The organism is Dapis purpurea BLCC-M126 (assembly GCF_050015975.1).
Taxonomy (GTDB): Bacteria; Cyanobacteriota; Cyanobacteriia; order Cyanobacteriales; family Microcoleaceae; genus Trichodesmium.
In genome coordinates this window covers 26,663-41,535 of the sequence record NZ_JBNHER010000083.1, presented here as the reverse complement: position 1 = coordinate 41,535, position 14,873 = coordinate 26,663, and the positions used below count along the sequence as shown (strand labels likewise).

12 protein-coding genes and 2 pseudogenes are annotated in these 14,873 nt (G+C 35.6%); 6 read left to right on the top strand and 8 right to left on the bottom strand.

Annotation, left to right across the window (positions count from 1 at the left end; translation table 11 throughout):
- Positions 1–398 precede the first annotated feature (398 nt).
- From egtD to ACP6PL_RS07875, 4 genes are all read left to right on the top strand, one after another.
- Positions 399–1,373 carry an L-histidine N(alpha)-methyltransferase gene (egtD, locus tag ACP6PL_RS07890; protein ID WP_426544279.1) on the top strand — a complete coding sequence of 325 codons (975 nt, stop codon included), beginning with the start codon at positions 399–401 and terminating at the stop codon, positions 1,371–1,373.
- Between the two features lie 209 nt (positions 1,374–1,582).
- Entirely contained in the window at positions 1,583–2,938 is a 1,356-nt protein-coding gene (gene ovoA / locus ACP6PL_RS07885; protein WP_426544277.1) for a 5-histidylcysteine sulfoxide synthase, read from the top strand.
- Between the two features lie 134 nt (positions 2,939–3,072).
- Positions 3,073–3,807, top strand: coding sequence for a 2OG-Fe(II) oxygenase (locus ACP6PL_RS07880; RefSeq protein ID WP_426544275.1), 735 nt, complete (start codon positions 3,073–3,075; stop codon positions 3,805–3,807).
- 170 nt (positions 3,808–3,977) lie between these two features.
- Complete coding sequence (locus ACP6PL_RS07875; RefSeq protein WP_426544273.1) at positions 3,978–4,472, top strand: DUF427 domain-containing protein; 495 nt, start codon at positions 3,978–3,980, stop codon at positions 4,470–4,472.
- A 32-nt stretch (positions 4,473–4,504) separates the two neighbouring features.
- On the opposite strand, the gene ACP6PL_RS07870 is transcribed toward ACP6PL_RS07875, so the two are convergent.
- Together ACP6PL_RS07870 and ACP6PL_RS07865 are read right to left on the bottom strand one after the other, a co-directional pair.
- Positions 4,505–4,987, bottom strand: a complete 483-nt coding sequence (locus tag ACP6PL_RS07870) for a nucleoside 2-deoxyribosyltransferase (protein WP_426544271.1) — start codon at positions 4,985–4,987, stop codon at positions 4,505–4,507.
- 463 nt (positions 4,988–5,450) lie between these two features.
- Positions 5,451–5,579 (bottom strand): hypothetical protein, encoded by a 129-nt coding sequence (locus ACP6PL_RS07865; protein ID WP_426544269.1) that lies wholly within the window; start codon positions 5,577–5,579, stop codon positions 5,451–5,453.
- A gap of 295 nt (positions 5,580–5,874) precedes the next feature.
- On the opposite strand from ACP6PL_RS07865, the gene psaX reads away from it, so the two are divergent.
- Positions 5,875–5,964 carry a photosystem I protein PsaX gene (gene psaX / locus ACP6PL_RS07860; RefSeq protein WP_293109045.1) on the top strand — a complete coding sequence of 30 codons (90 nt, stop codon included), beginning with the start codon at positions 5,875–5,877 and terminating at the stop codon, positions 5,962–5,964.
- A gap of 895 nt (positions 5,965–6,859) precedes the next feature.
- On the opposite strand, the pseudogene ACP6PL_RS07855 reads toward psaX, so the two are convergent.
- From ACP6PL_RS07855 to ACP6PL_RS07830, 6 genes and pseudogenes are all read right to left on the bottom strand, one after another.
- Positions 6,860–7,906: pseudogene (locus ACP6PL_RS07855) on the bottom strand (APC family permease); the annotation flags it as partial.
- A 95-nt stretch (positions 7,907–8,001) separates the two neighbouring features.
- Complete coding sequence (gene ltrA, locus ACP6PL_RS07850; RefSeq protein WP_426544267.1) at positions 8,002–9,813, bottom strand: group II intron reverse transcriptase/maturase; 1,812 nt, start codon at positions 9,811–9,813, stop codon at positions 8,002–8,004.
- Between the two features lie 677 nt (positions 9,814–10,490).
- Positions 10,491–10,748, bottom strand: a complete 258-nt coding sequence (locus ACP6PL_RS07845; RefSeq protein ID WP_426544265.1) for an amino acid permease — start codon at positions 10,746–10,748, stop codon at positions 10,491–10,493.
- A 148-nt stretch (positions 10,749–10,896) separates the two neighbouring features.
- A complete protein-coding gene (locus ACP6PL_RS07840) occupies positions 10,897–12,327 on the bottom strand; it encodes a TldD/PmbA family protein (RefSeq protein ID WP_426544263.1) in 1,431 nt (476 codons plus the stop codon).
- Positions 12,328–12,675: 348 nt separating this feature from the next.
- The gene (locus ACP6PL_RS07835; protein WP_426544306.1) at positions 12,676–13,188 is read right to left on the bottom strand and encodes an STAS domain-containing protein; all 513 of its coding nucleotides are present in this window, start codon (positions 13,186–13,188) and stop codon (positions 12,676–12,678) included.
- Between the two features lie 3 nt (positions 13,189–13,191).
- Positions 13,192–14,172 (bottom strand): annotated as a pseudogene (locus ACP6PL_RS07830) (SulP family inorganic anion transporter); the annotation flags it as partial.
- Between the two features lie 14 nt (positions 14,173–14,186).
- Here ACP6PL_RS07830 and ACP6PL_RS07825 point away from each other — a divergent pair.
- On the top strand, positions 14,187–14,861 hold the full coding sequence (locus ACP6PL_RS07825; protein ID WP_426544261.1) for a hypothetical protein: 675 nt from the start codon (positions 14,187–14,189) through the stop codon (positions 14,859–14,861).
- The last annotated feature ends 12 nt before the right edge of the window (positions 14,862–14,873 follow it).

Sequence of the window (14,873 nt, the reverse complement as noted above, 5' to 3'; positions counted from 1 at the left end):
GAAATTATTTCACATCTAAATTTGAAACTATTTGTGACATATTTAATAATTAATTGGTATTAGGTAAAAGGTTTATTAGGGCGAGTAAGAAAAAGCTTATTTATTTTTTGGAGATGTTAATTATAACATTTATTATGTATTAATACTTTAGGTTGACAATTACTGTATATTTTGGTCTTTTTTATCATGGATAATCTAGCTTTTTTATTAACTGCTTATTTCGTAGAGTTACAGAAGAAAGTTAAGGTGGGACTTATTAATTTAATTATCTATTTATTTACTCCCAGCAAAATTTATATTAAAATTTTTTCCAGAATAATTTTATGATAACAAATTTTTTGTCCATAATTTGTTAACAAAAAACTCTTGACTGTCCACCCTTATGCAGGAAGAAAATAATGCTCCCACAACTTGTGAAAATTCTCAATGATAGCTATCAAGCTGTTAAAAATGATGGACAAGATGTGATTGCTGGATTAACTAAAAATCCCAAGACTTTACCCCCAAAATATTTTTATGATGATTATGGCTCTGAATTATTTGAACAAATATGTGAGTTGCCTGAATATTACCCAACTAGGACAGAAACTTCCATTCTAGAGAAATGTGCAGATGAAATTGCGGAACTAACTGGTAGTAAGGAATTAGTAGAATTAGGTAGTGGCAGTTCTACTAAAACTCGCTTGTTGTTAGATGCTTATCAAAAAATAGGTAATTCGTTCACATACATACCGACTGATGTGAGTGGAGGAATACTTAAAACTAGCGTATTAGAGCTACAAGAAAAATATCCATATTTCTCTATTCAGGGATTACTTGGAACTTACGAAGAAACTTTAGCCTACCTAGAATCAACTCCTGCACCAACACGAACAATTTGTTTTCTCGGAAGTTCTGCTGGCAATTTTTCTCCAGAAAAATTTGACCATTTTTTAACTCAAATTGCTAGAAGTTTACAGCCAGGAAACTATTTCCTACTAGGCATTGATTTACACAAACCTAAAGAAATTTTAGAATCTGCCTATAACGACGCTCAAGGAATTACGGCTGCTTTTAATTTGAATATGTTATCTCATTTAAATTGGCGTTTTCAAGGAAATTTTGACCTCAATTTATTCAGTCATCAAGCAATTTATAATCAAGCTGAATCTCAAATAGAAATGCGCTTATATTGCCAAGAAAATGTGACATTTTCTTTGGAAAATCTAGATTTAAAAGTTAATTTTCAGGCAGGGGAAAATATTCTAACTGAAATTTCTCGCAAATTTGATTTGGGAATTTTACAAACAAAACTTGAGGCTAAAGGTTTGAAAGTAAAGAAAGTTTGGATAGACCCTAAAAAGTGGTTTGGATTAATTCTTTGCCAAGCTTAACTTGAAGGAAGAAGTTCATTAATGGATAATGGATAATTACCTCTGGTTAAAACGGTGAGGGAATTGAATATAAGGAAATATCTTAGCACTTTTTTTTTCCTTAAAAGGAGAAGCTTTATACCTTATTCATAAAAAAAGCTGAATCTTAAATATTAAACACCTTGCACAAGTAACCAATTAAAATTATTTTCCTGTTTTTAACAAACAATATGAACTCAATAAAATCTACTACTCCACCACAACTTGATAATTGCCCTACTAACAGTAACTTACGCCAAGATATCCTTGAATATTTTGATAATGCTTGGCAACTTGAAGATATTTTGATGAGTAGTTTAGTGGGAGAAGAAACATTTTATTTCAATCCAGATCCTTTGAGAAATCCTCTAATTTTTTATCTCGGACATTCAGCAGTTTTCTACATCAATAAATTAATTCGGGTGGAATTATTAGAAAAACGCCTTAATCCTGACTACGAAATTTTATTTGAATTGGGAGTAGATCCAGAAAAACCAGAAGAGTTAGATAGGGCGATCGCTCACATTAACTGGCCTCAACTTGAAGATGTTTGGCAGTATCGAGAAAAAGTCTATCAAATTATTATAGACCTAATTGAGAAAACTCCTCTAAATCTACCCATCCATCAAAATCATCCTCTTTGGGCATTGATGATGGGTATTGAACATCAACGTATTCATATAGAAACTTCTTCAATGTTATTTCGCCAACTACCTGTAGAAAAACTCAAACATCCTAGTCATTGGGAATATGCTCCTACTACTAATAATAAGATAATTAATAATGAAATGATAGAAGTTTATAGAGGAGTGCTTAAACTAGGCAAACCAGAAAATCATCCTACCTTTGGTTGGGATATAGAATATGGCGATCGCCAAGTTGAAGTTGCTCCTTTTGTTGCTAGTAAATATTTAATTACTAATGCCGATTTTTTAGAGTTTGTCAAGACTGGTGGTTACGAAAATAAAGATTATTGGAGTCAAGAAAGTTGGCTTTGGAAAATGGAAAATAATATCAAACATCCAAAATTTTGGATACCTGAAAATGGTACATCTATGTATAGATATCGAGCTATGTTTGATGAAATAGATTTACCTTTAGATTGGCCTGTGGAAGTTAATCATTATGAAGCTATGGCTTATTGTACTTGGAGGGGTAAAAATATTCGCTTAATGACTGAAGCTGAATATAATTTAGCAACTTATAGAAATGCTAAGGAAGTAGAAGCAGATAATTATAATCTGAATTTAAAATTTGGTTCTCCTTCTCCTGTTGGTTTCTTAGAAACTGCAAAAAATGAATCAGGATTATATGATTTGCGGGGTAATGTTTGGGAGTGGTTGAGCGATAATTTAAACCCTCTTTCGGGATATAAAACTCATCAACTCTATGAAGATTATTCTGCTCCATTTATTGATAGTAGACATAAAATGATGTTGGGGGGATGTTGGATAACTAATGGAACAGAAGCTTTGAAATATTATCGGAATTGGTTCCGTCCAAACTTTTATCAGCACGCTGGTTTTAGAGTAGTTCAGGAAGAATAGGAAATTAATGCTTTAGTAGACAAAATATTCAATAATTTTTCAATTAGTATCAGAAGTTTAACAATATTACTCCAAAATTTTTCTGACCATTAATCTAACTCTGTTAAAATAGAAAAATTGCTAAGTAAATCAATATGAAAGACTATCAAATTAGATCCGCAGAAGAATTTCAAAGAACAGGATACTTTTTCCACGAAAATTTTATTTCTCAGACAGAATGCAATTCCTTATTACAACTAATTACTGATTATCGCCAGACAAATTCTGTTCCTAAAATTTATCGCAATGTTAAACCAATACCCTTAAGTTATTTTGTCATAGATGGAAAAATAATTCAGTCTCATATTCCAGAAGTTCAAAAACTATACGAAACTGTAAATCAAATTATTAACAATCTCACAAATAAACAACTTTTTCCTTTACAAGATATTCAAGTAGGGTGCAATATTAATATTACTGAAAAAGGAGGTACATATCGCTGGCATTATGACCGAAATGCTATTACAGCTCTTTTATATTTGAACGAAGTTGATGGAGGAGAAATTGAATTTTATCCCAATTATAGAATAACCTTACCCAGTGCTAAATTTTCTAGATTTCAAAGTGTGATAGATCGAGTACAACAATTGAGTTTTTTTCGTCACACCTTTGGAAGACAAATTATTATTAAACCTCAACCAGGTCTACTATTAGTTATGGCTGGTGATAAATGTCTACATAGCGTTCGTCCAGTCACAGAAGCAAGGGAAAGAATTAATATTGTTATGGCTTACGATTTACCCAATGCTAATTTTGTAGTTAAAGACCAACTAAATACTTATTTATATAGTTCAGAAGAGGTGTTAAATACAGATCCAAACTACTCTTAATTTACTAATACTCACTCTAAAGAAAGTTAAATATAAATAAATCTCAAAAATCTATAATTTTTCTCTATTTTTGATTCTCTATAACTTTAAGTATATAATTTGTAATATCCTACTTTCAAAATGGTAAAATATAATAGTTTAGATATATAAAAATCAGGAAATTATTCAAAATGCAACCAAATCCAATTCCACCCAAACACGGTCAAGAATCAGTTTGGGATTATCCACGTCCACCTCGTTTAGAAGATACAAATAAATCTATTCGAGTCATTTTTAATAATATAGTTTTGGCAGAAACAAATAAAGCAAAAAGAGTATTAGAAACTAGTCATCCTCCTTCTTATTATATTCCACCTGAAGATGTTAAGGTAGAGTATTTTATTCCTAATCCTAGAAAGACTTTTTGTGAGTGGAAAGGTTACGCTTCCTATTACGATGTCTCAGTAGGCGATAAATATGTCAATCATCCAGTCTGGCAATATTTGGAGCCAACTCCTAGTTTTCTCCCCATAAAAGGATATTATAGTTTCTATGCTAATTTAATCGATGCTTGTTATGTGAATGATGAGTTAGTAAAGCCTCAAGCTGGTAATCTTTACGGAGGATGGATTACTTCTGATATTGTCGGACCATTTAAAGGTGAACCTGGTACAAGAGGTTGGTAAAAAAGCTTATTTAATTTTGGGGATATCAAAGGCTAACCATAAGTAATTTCAGAATCTTCTAATAGCCACTTATACAAAGCTTTGTGTTTTGAATCAATTTCTTCCACAGACTTATAATAATAATTTTCCCAACCCTTTTCTGGTAGACTCGCAAATAGCATAAGATTCAGTGGATAATTTTCACTATCCGTGCAACGACGAAAATCATCTCGAAACAGAAAAACTTTTTTATTGAGGGCGATCGCAATACCTAATTCAATCATGACACCCTCATCAGGCGGTGTGCCATTGATAATAGCAAATATAGCATCGCAGCTTTTTACATCACTCAAATCTGCTTGAGCAATAGTGTAAGCCCATCCTGGCTTTGATAAGTCTTGTTGGTTATTTCGTTCAAATGGCTCCCAAACTTCCGCTCCTAAAGATTTCAATTTTTCGGCTATAGGAGGAAGCAACAGTTCTTTTTGTTGCTTTGAGAAACCATAAGGATTAGCTAGATAAATTGTTTTTTTCATTTTGCTTTATTTACCTAAACTCTCATACAAATTATACTATCTTAGCAAATCACCTAGAAAAGATTAGCCATGATGCTATTTCAGAAAGCTTTGACGTAAAATTCTTGGTTAACAAGTATTATAGTCTAATTTTGCTGATTAAGTTGTATAATTAGCACTAGAAAGTACCTGTAAAATAAATCAAAAAGCAGTATCAAATACTTAATATTCAGTAGGTTACAGCCTAGCAGAAAATATGGAATTATTTTGTGAAATTATTTCCCCTTTTTCATATCATGCAGGGAAAATTATTCTACATAAATGCTTAGTTTTTTATTTATGGATACCCTCTATAGTTTCTATAATACAAATAAATTTAGGGGAAAAATTCAATAAAAAACTGCTGAGAAATCTAATTAATAATCAATTTATGAATTAAACTATGGCAGATTAAACTAACAATAATTAACCCTAAACTGACTAACTAAATTTGCTGCTCTACCCAAAAAGCTAAAAATAAACAAGAAGCTAAACCTATGCAACCTAACCATTGAGGAGCAAATCTTTTTATCTCTACAGCGATAATTACTGACAGACTTGTAATACCAGTCATCAATACTAAATACCGACAAATACTCCAGTACCAAGAATTGAACCTAAACCCATCAGGGTAGCACTGAACACACCAATTTCTAGTCTTAGTTGAGGTGTAGATGCCATTTTATTTTTCTCCTTCTCACACAAGTAACTATAGAGTCCAAAAATTGGGATAATTTATTTTTTGCTACTCCCTCAAATCAATCCTAACAAACCACTACCCCACTGCCCTCTTCAAATTTATGTGAAATTGAACCAATTACATGATAATATTATCTTGATCCCTATAAAAATATGGAGAATAAATTTAGATGAAATATTCTTTTCGTGCAACTTGGGCTTTAATACTACTTGCTATCAACTTTGTTGTTGCGGGCTACTATTTTGGTATTATCCAGTAGTCTTCGGACTTCTAAACCACTAAATATGTGCCACTCTTAGAATATTCTTCAGAGTGGCGCTAAAACTATGTTTCAGTATCAATATATATGTCCAGAAAATAGGGAGCAGGGAACAAGGAGTAGTGAGTAGGAGGAAATAATTGATTGTTTCTGTACAGTAATTAATTGAATTTTTTATTATTGGAGATGTCTAATAGGTATATCATAACTTAACCTAAAAGTTAGGGATAAGTTGAAACTTTTCTCCCTTCGTAACGTTCAAAAATCAACTTTCTTGTATAATTAGTCTTAAAAATAGTATTAAACTTAACTCAACTTATAGCCGTGTTTATGTGAGGTATACTACCTCTGCTTTACCCATAATACCAAATTAATAAATGTTTGCTACAAATAGCTAGTGCATAATGGCAGAAATAACTGACCAGTTACATGCATCCTAAAAGTCTTACTAATCAATACTTTTGACTGTCTTGAGTGTGTAATTCTGAGGTCCCCTCAGAATTACACACTCGCTTCTGAATTCTGACTTCTGACTTCCGCGTAGCGGCACTAGGGGATTTTTTAGGAGTCAGGAGTCAGGAGTCCTATGGGAATGGCTTCGATACTGTTTTTTAGGTCAGAAATTATCTTTTTTATCAAAGAGACATCTACTGTAAGGTCTTTTTATCGTCCTTATTATTCGTAACATTCTTTTTTCACAATGGTATAACTTGTATAATCCTTTCTCAACAAAGATTACAGAAGTGGGACTTCTTGATAATTTGCCCATTTCTATAGAGAGTGTAAGTCTCTCTATAGAACTAATTGAGGATAAATTGAAAATATAGATTGTGTGATGGGGAGGTTGGATATACTGGAATATTTTTCCATGCTTGATTCACCCACAACGAAAAATCTAATCACTAATCAATCTATGAATTAAACTATGCCAAATTAAACCAACAATAATTAAACCTAAACCTATTAACCAAATTTGCTGCTCTACCCAAAAAGCTAAAAACAAACAAGAAGCTAAACCTACCCAACCTAACCATTGAGGATAAATCCTTTCTTCTGGAGAAAGTTGGAGAGCAGCAAAATTAGTAATAGCATAATAAATCAAAACATTAAAAGCACTAAAAGACCAAGTAGTTTTCACATCGCCAATTAAAACTAAAAAAGCGATCGCTACTCCTACCACTACCACAGCTATATAAGGGGTAGTTTGCTGACTATTTAACCTAGCAAAAACTTTAGGTACATCTCGCCGACGCCCCATTGCCAACAAAACTCGCGACAAACCCAAAATCAGATTTAGTAGCACTCCCAACATTGCCGTAATAGCACCAACAGCAATTAATTGAGGAATCACAGGAACACCTAAACCCGATCTAGCAATAACTTCTAGAGGTGCAGCTAGACTCACATCCGCTTGAGATAATTTTTGAATTACTTCTTGACCAACTACCACAGTCACTATAGCAATTGATATATATAATAAACAGGTGACGAGCATCGTTAGAGCGATCGCTCTGGGAATAGTACGTCGTGGTTCCCGCACTTCTTCACCCAAAGTTGCAATACGGCCATAACCAGTATAGGCAACAAACATTAAAGCAGCAGCTTGTAGTAAAGATGCTATGGGTTTATCCCCAGGAAAAAAAGGCGTTAAATTTTCCCCTCCAGACAGGACTACTTGAGGTATTCCTGCCAAGATAAATATAGCTAGAGAAAATAATGTAATTGAAACAATAATAATATTAGTGAAATTAGAACGACGAATTCCACTTAAAACAACAATAGTTAATACAACTACAGTAGTTAAAGCAGTCAACACCAACCAAGTTTGATTATTCACGCCAAAAGCATTAAGCAAATAACCAGCAAAACCCAAAGCAGCAGTAGCAGCAGAAGCACTTTTCGCAAGAAGAAACATCCATCCAGCGATGAAACCTAACCAATGATTTAGATATTTGTTAAACTAAGCCAGGTAAGTTACCCTACCCAACTCGTCTTCAGAACCGGACGTGAGACTTTCACCTCATCCTGGCTCCTCTCTTAAACGTCCCTTTTCATGGGTACATCCTGCTTCAGAGTTAACATATCGTCAATCCATATATAATTTTCAGGTAAATCCTGGGGTTTAAATTTTGGATATGTCTTTTTGTCTGAAGCCGTTTTACTGTCGTGGCAATGTCGGTGCAACAATTGTTTGTTTCTATAAGTGTTGTCACCACCTTTAGACCTTGGTTTTATATGGTCTACTTCCATAAGGTCATTTGGCCTAAAGGTTAGCCCACAAAATGCGCATTTATTTTTTTGACGTTTTAACAGCGTCGTGACTTCTTTCCTTACGCCTGGGTGTTTGCCGATTCTGCTACTCCAATAAGTCCAATCGCCGTCATAAGGCGATTTATTACCCTTCACTTTGATGTGCCGTACAATAGGAAAATCAGAGTGTCGCTTTAGTATATATCCACTATCGTTTAATTCCCAATTTCTGGTTTTTTTGACTTTGGGGAAATACTTTTTCTTAACCCATTTGGCCGACTTATTGGGATGCCTTCTACTTGCCCATCTCCATAGTCTGTTCCATAAAAGCATATCCATTTTATGGAATATTTTTTTACTAACTTGTGTTGAGAAGTAGTTAGCCCATCCCCTAATTACCGGATTTAGTTTAGCTATTAAAGCTTTAGTTGGAGCGGTTTTGTTCTTATCAAATATATCCGCCAGTTTCCGATAATGAGTTTTAATGCTCTTGGAGGATGGCTTAATCAGCGTCTTAAACCCTTGTTTGGTTGACTTAACCTCATATTGCCTAATATTGAATCCCAGGAAGTCAAATCCGGGTTTATTTCCTTTGTATCCCTCCAAGGTGTGAGCAATTTTGGTTTTTTCTGGTTTTAGTTCTAATCCTACCTGATTTAACCATTCCTCTAGTACGGCTTTTGCTTGTAGCACTATTTTGATGTCTTCATGTAGGACTACAAAATCATCAGCATAGCGTATTAGACTAAGGCTCTGTCGTCTATCTCTTTTTGGCATTGTTTTTCCACTTGGATATTTAAGTGGTAGCCTTTCGATAAATTCCATTAGCCTTTCTTCCATACCGTGCAAGGCGATGTTTGCTAGTAGCGGTGAAATGACCCCTCCTTGTGGTGTTCCTTCCACAGTGTTTGAGAATTGTTTATTGTCAAACACACCAGCTTTTAACCATTGCTTGATTAATCGTCTATAGAGTGTTTGGCCTACTTTTCTCAACAGTGCATCATGGTTAATTCGGTCAAAACACTTAGATATATCAGCATCCAGTACATATTTAGGTTTCCGGTTTACACTGGAGTGAATTGCTACTATGGCATCATGTGTTGACCGTCCTGGTCTAAAACCATAGCTATTAGGTTCAAAGTGTGCCTCCCACTCTGGTTCCATACCTAACTTAACCAAGGCTTGTAGCGCCCTATCATACATAGTAGGTATGCCTAATGGACGTTTTTCATCTCTCCCTGGTTTTGGTATCCAGACTCTGCTGGTCGGGCTTGCTTTGAGGTAGCGTGAGTTTAGGAGATAAACTAGGTTGAATCTCTGCATAGGAGGTAAATTCTTAATACCATCTACCCCGGCAGTTTTCTTACCCTGGTTATCTTGTGTCACCCGCCTAACAGCTAGCAACCTAGCGTAATAACTTTTGGTCAGAAGTCTTTGGTATTTACGCATCTTGCGGATTTCGCCACGGCTGGATGCTCTGTAAATTAATTTTTGCAACTTAAATACATTCTTCTCAACCCGTTTCCAGTTAATATCTCTCCATTTGAGATTTGGATTAATACAAACCGGGTCTGGTATATCGTCTGTATCCCATGCCACGCTTAAAAAGCGAGTGCGTAATTCTGAGGTCTCCTCAGAATGTAAGACGCACTCAAGAAAGGGCTTTGGATTACCCAATCTTCTTTTTAGTGTTTTAGCTTTATTCATCGCTAATAATTACCTTACATTACGTCTAACAGTGGGTACGTCAGCTTGATAGCTTTTTACCCAATCCTACTCTCCCTAAGACCTGCAACCATAGTGCAGATTGACCTTGAATGGCTTCCTAAGTTATCGACCTATATTCTTAGGTGTCTTAGGGAGGTTTCCCCGTTCCCTTATTCCTTTTTACGGCTGATTTAGTAGGGTAAAATCTCCCGGAGGGTTCGGTATGGTTGTTGATAATCTCAGCAACATAAGTTTATCCATAGACCCCCTGACTTCCGTCCTACACTCCATAGCTACCTTTGAAGTGGCTTGAATTAACGAGAGTTTAATTACCTTCCTGTTCGTCCACTTGTCAGCCTTTGCTCGCGGTATCGTTCCTCGGTAACTGGTATTTTCCCGCTTTTAAACCAGCTTCGGAGATTGATGTTCAGTCTCTACTCCGTGGGCTATGCTTTCTACCCAACAACAGGGTGGAGGAATTTCACCTCGAAGGATATAAGAGTTATTCACAAGTCGAGGTTGTCCTCATGTATTGACTTGGAACGGCCATTTATACCTAGTTTCCTAGTTTAGTGGCCAACGAGTCGCACGTAACCATATTCATAAGTACCACCACTAACAGGATGATTTGCGGCTAACTGGGCGCTGTTAAAGCCGTTACAAATGGCAACAAGGGCACCTATTGCCACTGCAAGAATTACAGATGGGCCTGATATACTGGCAGCAATACCAATACTGACAAATACTCCAGTACCGACAATTGAACCTAAACCCATCAGGGTAGCACCGAACACACCAATTTCTCGTCTCAGTTGAGGTGTAGACATTTTAGTTATCAGTTATCAGTTATCAGTTATTAAGTTATCAGTTATAAGTACCTCGTGCAATGTAAAAACTCTAACTTGATTAGGGGTTTGGTCTCCAAAACCCCAAGAAGCTGGAAATGATATAACTTCTGACTTCTGATTTCTAACTTCAGACTTCAGAAGCATTCCCACCAACAACAACATTCCTAATACGCAAACTTGGTCCGCCACAACCAACAGGTAAACCATTTTGCCCGCCTTTACCACAACCGCCAGACTCATCCCAATAAAAATCATCGGCGATCGCTTCAATATCTGCCAAAGTATTAAACACATTTCCAGAAAGAGTCACATCCCGTACCGGTTCCGCTAACTCACCATTTCTAATCATCCAAGCTTCCCCAGCACTAAAAGTAAACATTTCCCCATTAGTCATTCCACCAAACCAGTTACGAGCATAAACTCCCTCCTTAATATCAGCAAATAAATCTGAAACAGGAGTATTTCCTGGTGCTATCCAAGTATTAGTCATTCTCACTAGAGGTGGATAATGATAATCAAGACAACGTGCATTACCCGTAGGTGTCTCTCCCAATTTTCCAGCAGTCTCCCGCGAATGCAAACGTCCGACCAAAATCCCATCTTTAATCAACTGAGTAGTAGTTGCTAAAGTACCTTCATCATCATAAATATAACTACCTCGATGTACTTCTCCCTCTTCTCCATTGAGTGTAGGTGGCACCATCGCACCATCAAATATTTGTAAATTCTCAGGACCAAATCTCCGACCAATTGTCATAACTTCTAATAGATCGGGATTTTCGTATGCCATATCTGCTTCTGAAAGATGACCAAAAGCTTCGTGGACAAATAGACCTGTAAGAATAGGGTCAATAACTACAGTATAAGTATTACCTTGAACGATCGGTAAAGCTAGAGAATTAACAGCTCTTTCCGCAGCACTACGGACTTGATTGTCCAAATTAGTTAAATCTTCATAAGCTTTGCGAGAACCAGTAGTTTCCCTACCAGTTTGTACGGTTTCCCCGTTCCTGGCAGTAGCAGCAAAGCGCATTTCCATATCTGTCCAAGATTGTTCTAGCATGGTTCCTTCGGAAGTAGCTAGAATTACTTTTTGGGTACTATCCCCATAACGCACAGATACAGTAGTAATTCGAGGATCGACACTCCGCAGAACTTGGCCATAATGTTCGCAGAGTTCTTTTTTATTGGCTAAAGATATTTGACGAGGGTCTTTACCTGTGAGAGAAACTACATGAGTTGCTTGAACTATTGGTATAGGAGCTAGAATAGTTTCTTCTTTCCCAATAAGTTTAGCGGCAGCGATCGCTTCTTCTATTCTGTCTTTTAAGGTAGATATTTGATTAAAACTGGCAAAACCCCAAGCTCCTTTATAGCAAGCTCGGACTTGACCGCCAATGGAAATACCTTCACTCAGGGTTTCTATTTTGTGGCCTCGCAAGAGAATATCTGTTCCTTGGGATTCTTCTAGGCGAATGGCCAGATAATCTACTTGAGAGCTATAATCACTGAGTAGGTCAGATAATAGATTTTTTGTTTCAGTTAGTAATACGGGCATTAGAAGTTTTGATAAGTTAAAAAAAGATTGTATATGTTATACCATTTCACGGAAGTCATGCATCGAGTATATAATTAGACATCTCCAGAAAAGAGGGAGTAGGGAGTAGGGGGAAAAAATTGAGATTTTTTGCTCGATAATTGATTTAATTTTTGATTTTTGGAGATGTCTATTAGTCAGTCTCAGCGTTGCACAGTAAGGAATAATTAGGATAATAGCTTTCAGCTAGTGCAGGATGACGGAAATAAGTGACCAGTAACAAAATACTCAAAGCCTTACCAATCAAAACTTCTGAATTCAGAATTCAGAATTCTGACTTCCGCGTAGCGGTACTAGCTTGTCACCTCGTTATCTCTTTTCTACAAGATTTTCTTGAAACCATTCTAAACCGCGATCAATATCGGGAAAAACTAAGTTCAAAGACTCATTTTTTTCAAGAATATCGCCTCGATAAAATTGTTGTTCGTGTTTTAGGCTTAAATCAGTAAATAATAAATAAGCATTTTTCTTTTGAGCCGTTCTTTGAAAATTAGCTAATTTTTCAATCAGTGATGAATCTAAAAACCTAACTCGGTTAAAATCCAAAATTAGGCATTTTGAAGTTTCAGGTGAATTTTCGTTGAGGCATTTATTTAATTGCTTGAATAACTTATTCATATTCCCAAAAAATATTAGCCCTTCCAATTTTAAAATATAAGCTTTACCAGTCTTATTATTGTTGTCAATATTCAAAATGCTAGATTGATAAATAGGTGTAATCAGACTTGCTTGAATAGCAAAAACAAGACTTGAGCTAATCAAGCCAATTACAACTCCTATAATTAAGTTTCCATTAGCAATTGATAAGCCAATTACTAACATCATTAAATATTCTAATTTAGAAACTATAAACCATTCTTCATACAAGTTATCAAAGAGAAGATAAATTCCTAAATAGGCAAAAATTCCAGCAATAATTATTTTTGGGAAAAAAGCCAAAAAAGATATATTTACAAAGATAAAAATTATCCTAGGTACAATAAAAAAGAAGCTAATAAAACGAGTTTTAAATCTCATTTTTTGTGTGGCGAAAGTATAAGCTGAAGGACTTAAAATAGTTCCGCCAAAAAAACTATTCAAAATGCTGGCAATACCAATTATTTTTAATTCATGATTTATATTAATATCTTGCTTGCTAATTTTTTCGACACCACCAAGAGAGATTGCGAAAGCAAAAACATCAATTAGCATAAAAGCAATGATGTCAGGAATTTTTTGAAAAACCAACGACCAATGGATTTTTTTTAAGCCTGACCAGTCTAATGATTGTGCCAAGTTGCTTTCAGGAAATGGGCCAAGTAACCACCCCTCTTGAAAAGCTTCGGAAATAGAAATATTTGTTAAAGTTAAACTTAAATAAAATAATCCCATTCCTCCTAAAATAAACAGAGGAATTGTGAGAAAGTGCTGAAAAAACTTTAAAACTAACCAAAGTGTGAATCCAAAGAAGACTGTAGATAATAATTTGAGTAAAATCTGTGGCTGAAAAAATAAGGGAAGCTCTGACCAATTTAAGTTTATATTTGTTGCTATCTTAATTGACGATCGAATAAACAAAAGTCCCATTCCTGTGATAAACCCGGCCATTATCGGTTGAGGAACAAAGCTCGTAAACTCCGCTAATCTTAATTTCCCAACTGTAAAGTAAATAATTCCCTTGATAGCAGAAGTGATACTGAGGATGGCAATAATGGTAAAAAATATCTCCGAATCAGTAGTTTCTGTTGGCAAAATTTGAACTGCATCAGTAATAATTGTGGCTAAAATAGGGGAAAGAGCAATGTGTCCTAACATTCCTTTTAAAGAACTTCCTAGTCCGAGTGGAAGGGCAAACCATTGCTGATATCAAGTACGACGAGCTTTACTACGCTATCCAACGGATCGCTAGTAGTGAGACTGTATCGACTCTTTTGGAAATTGGCTCTTTCACAGGCCAGGGTAGCACTGAAGCTTTCGTTACAGGTATGTTAAAAAATCCTCATCAGCCTCATCTTTTTTGCATTGAAGCAGTTGATACCCTATTTGCCGAGCTAGCCAAGCGTTACGAAGAGTATTCTCAAGTTCATTGCTACCATGCTTCTACTGTTACAGCAGAGCAATTTCCTTCCCCGGCAGAAGTAATGGCCTTCTACAAGAGCCATGCCCAAGTCATGCAGGAAGTTTCCCTTGATACCTTAATGCGATGGCTACAGGAGGATCGGAGCTACATTGAAACCAGTGGTATTCCTACACACATCATTCACACTATTCAGGAGGAACACAAAATAGATAGGTTTGATGTGGTGTTGATCGATGGTTCTGAGTTCACTGGTTTGATTGAACTCGAGCAGGTTTACGGAGCTAACATCATTATCCTGGATGATATCAACGTTTTAAAGAACTATCACAGCTACCATCGCCTAATGGAAGATCCAGATTATTTACGAACAAGTCATAACCCTTCTCTAAGAAATGGTTACGCTATTTTCTATCGATTGGGTTATCTCCATCCGTGACATACTCCCACA

Bases quoted from the DNA above. Each gene is read 5' to 3' on its own strand.
- egtD (WP_426544279.1), top strand. From the start codon at position 399: ATGCTCCCACAACTTGTGAAAATTCTCAATGATAGCTATCAAGCTGTT.
- ovoA (WP_426544277.1), top strand. From the start codon at position 1,583: ATGAACTCAATAAAATCTACTACTCCACCACAACTTGATAATTGCCCT.
- ACP6PL_RS07880 (WP_426544275.1), top strand. From the start codon at position 3,073: ATGAAAGACTATCAAATTAGATCCGCAGAAGAATTTCAAAGAACAGGA.
- ACP6PL_RS07875 (WP_426544273.1), top strand. From the start codon at position 3,978: ATGCAACCAAATCCAATTCCACCCAAACACGGTCAAGAATCAGTTTGG.
- ACP6PL_RS07870 (WP_426544271.1), bottom strand. From the start codon at position 4,987: ATGAAAAAAACAATTTATCTAGCTAATCCTTATGGTTTCTCAAAGCAA.
- ACP6PL_RS07865 (WP_426544269.1), bottom strand. From the start codon at position 5,579: ATGACTGGTATTACAAGTCTGTCAGTAATTATCGCTGTAGAGATAAAA.
- psaX (WP_293109045.1), top strand. From the start codon at position 5,875: ATGAAATATTCTTTTCGTGCAACTTGGGCTTTAATACTACTTGCTATC.
- ACP6PL_RS07845 (WP_426544265.1), bottom strand. From the start codon at position 10,748: ATGTCTACACCTCAACTGAGACGAGAAATTGGTGTGTTCGGTGCTACC.
- ACP6PL_RS07840 (WP_426544263.1), bottom strand. From the start codon at position 12,327: ATGCCCGTATTACTAACTGAAACAAAAAATCTATTATCTGACCTACTC.
- ACP6PL_RS07835 (WP_426544306.1), bottom strand. From the start codon at position 13,188: ATGTTAGTAATTGGCTTATCAATTGCTAATGGAAACTTAATTATAGGA.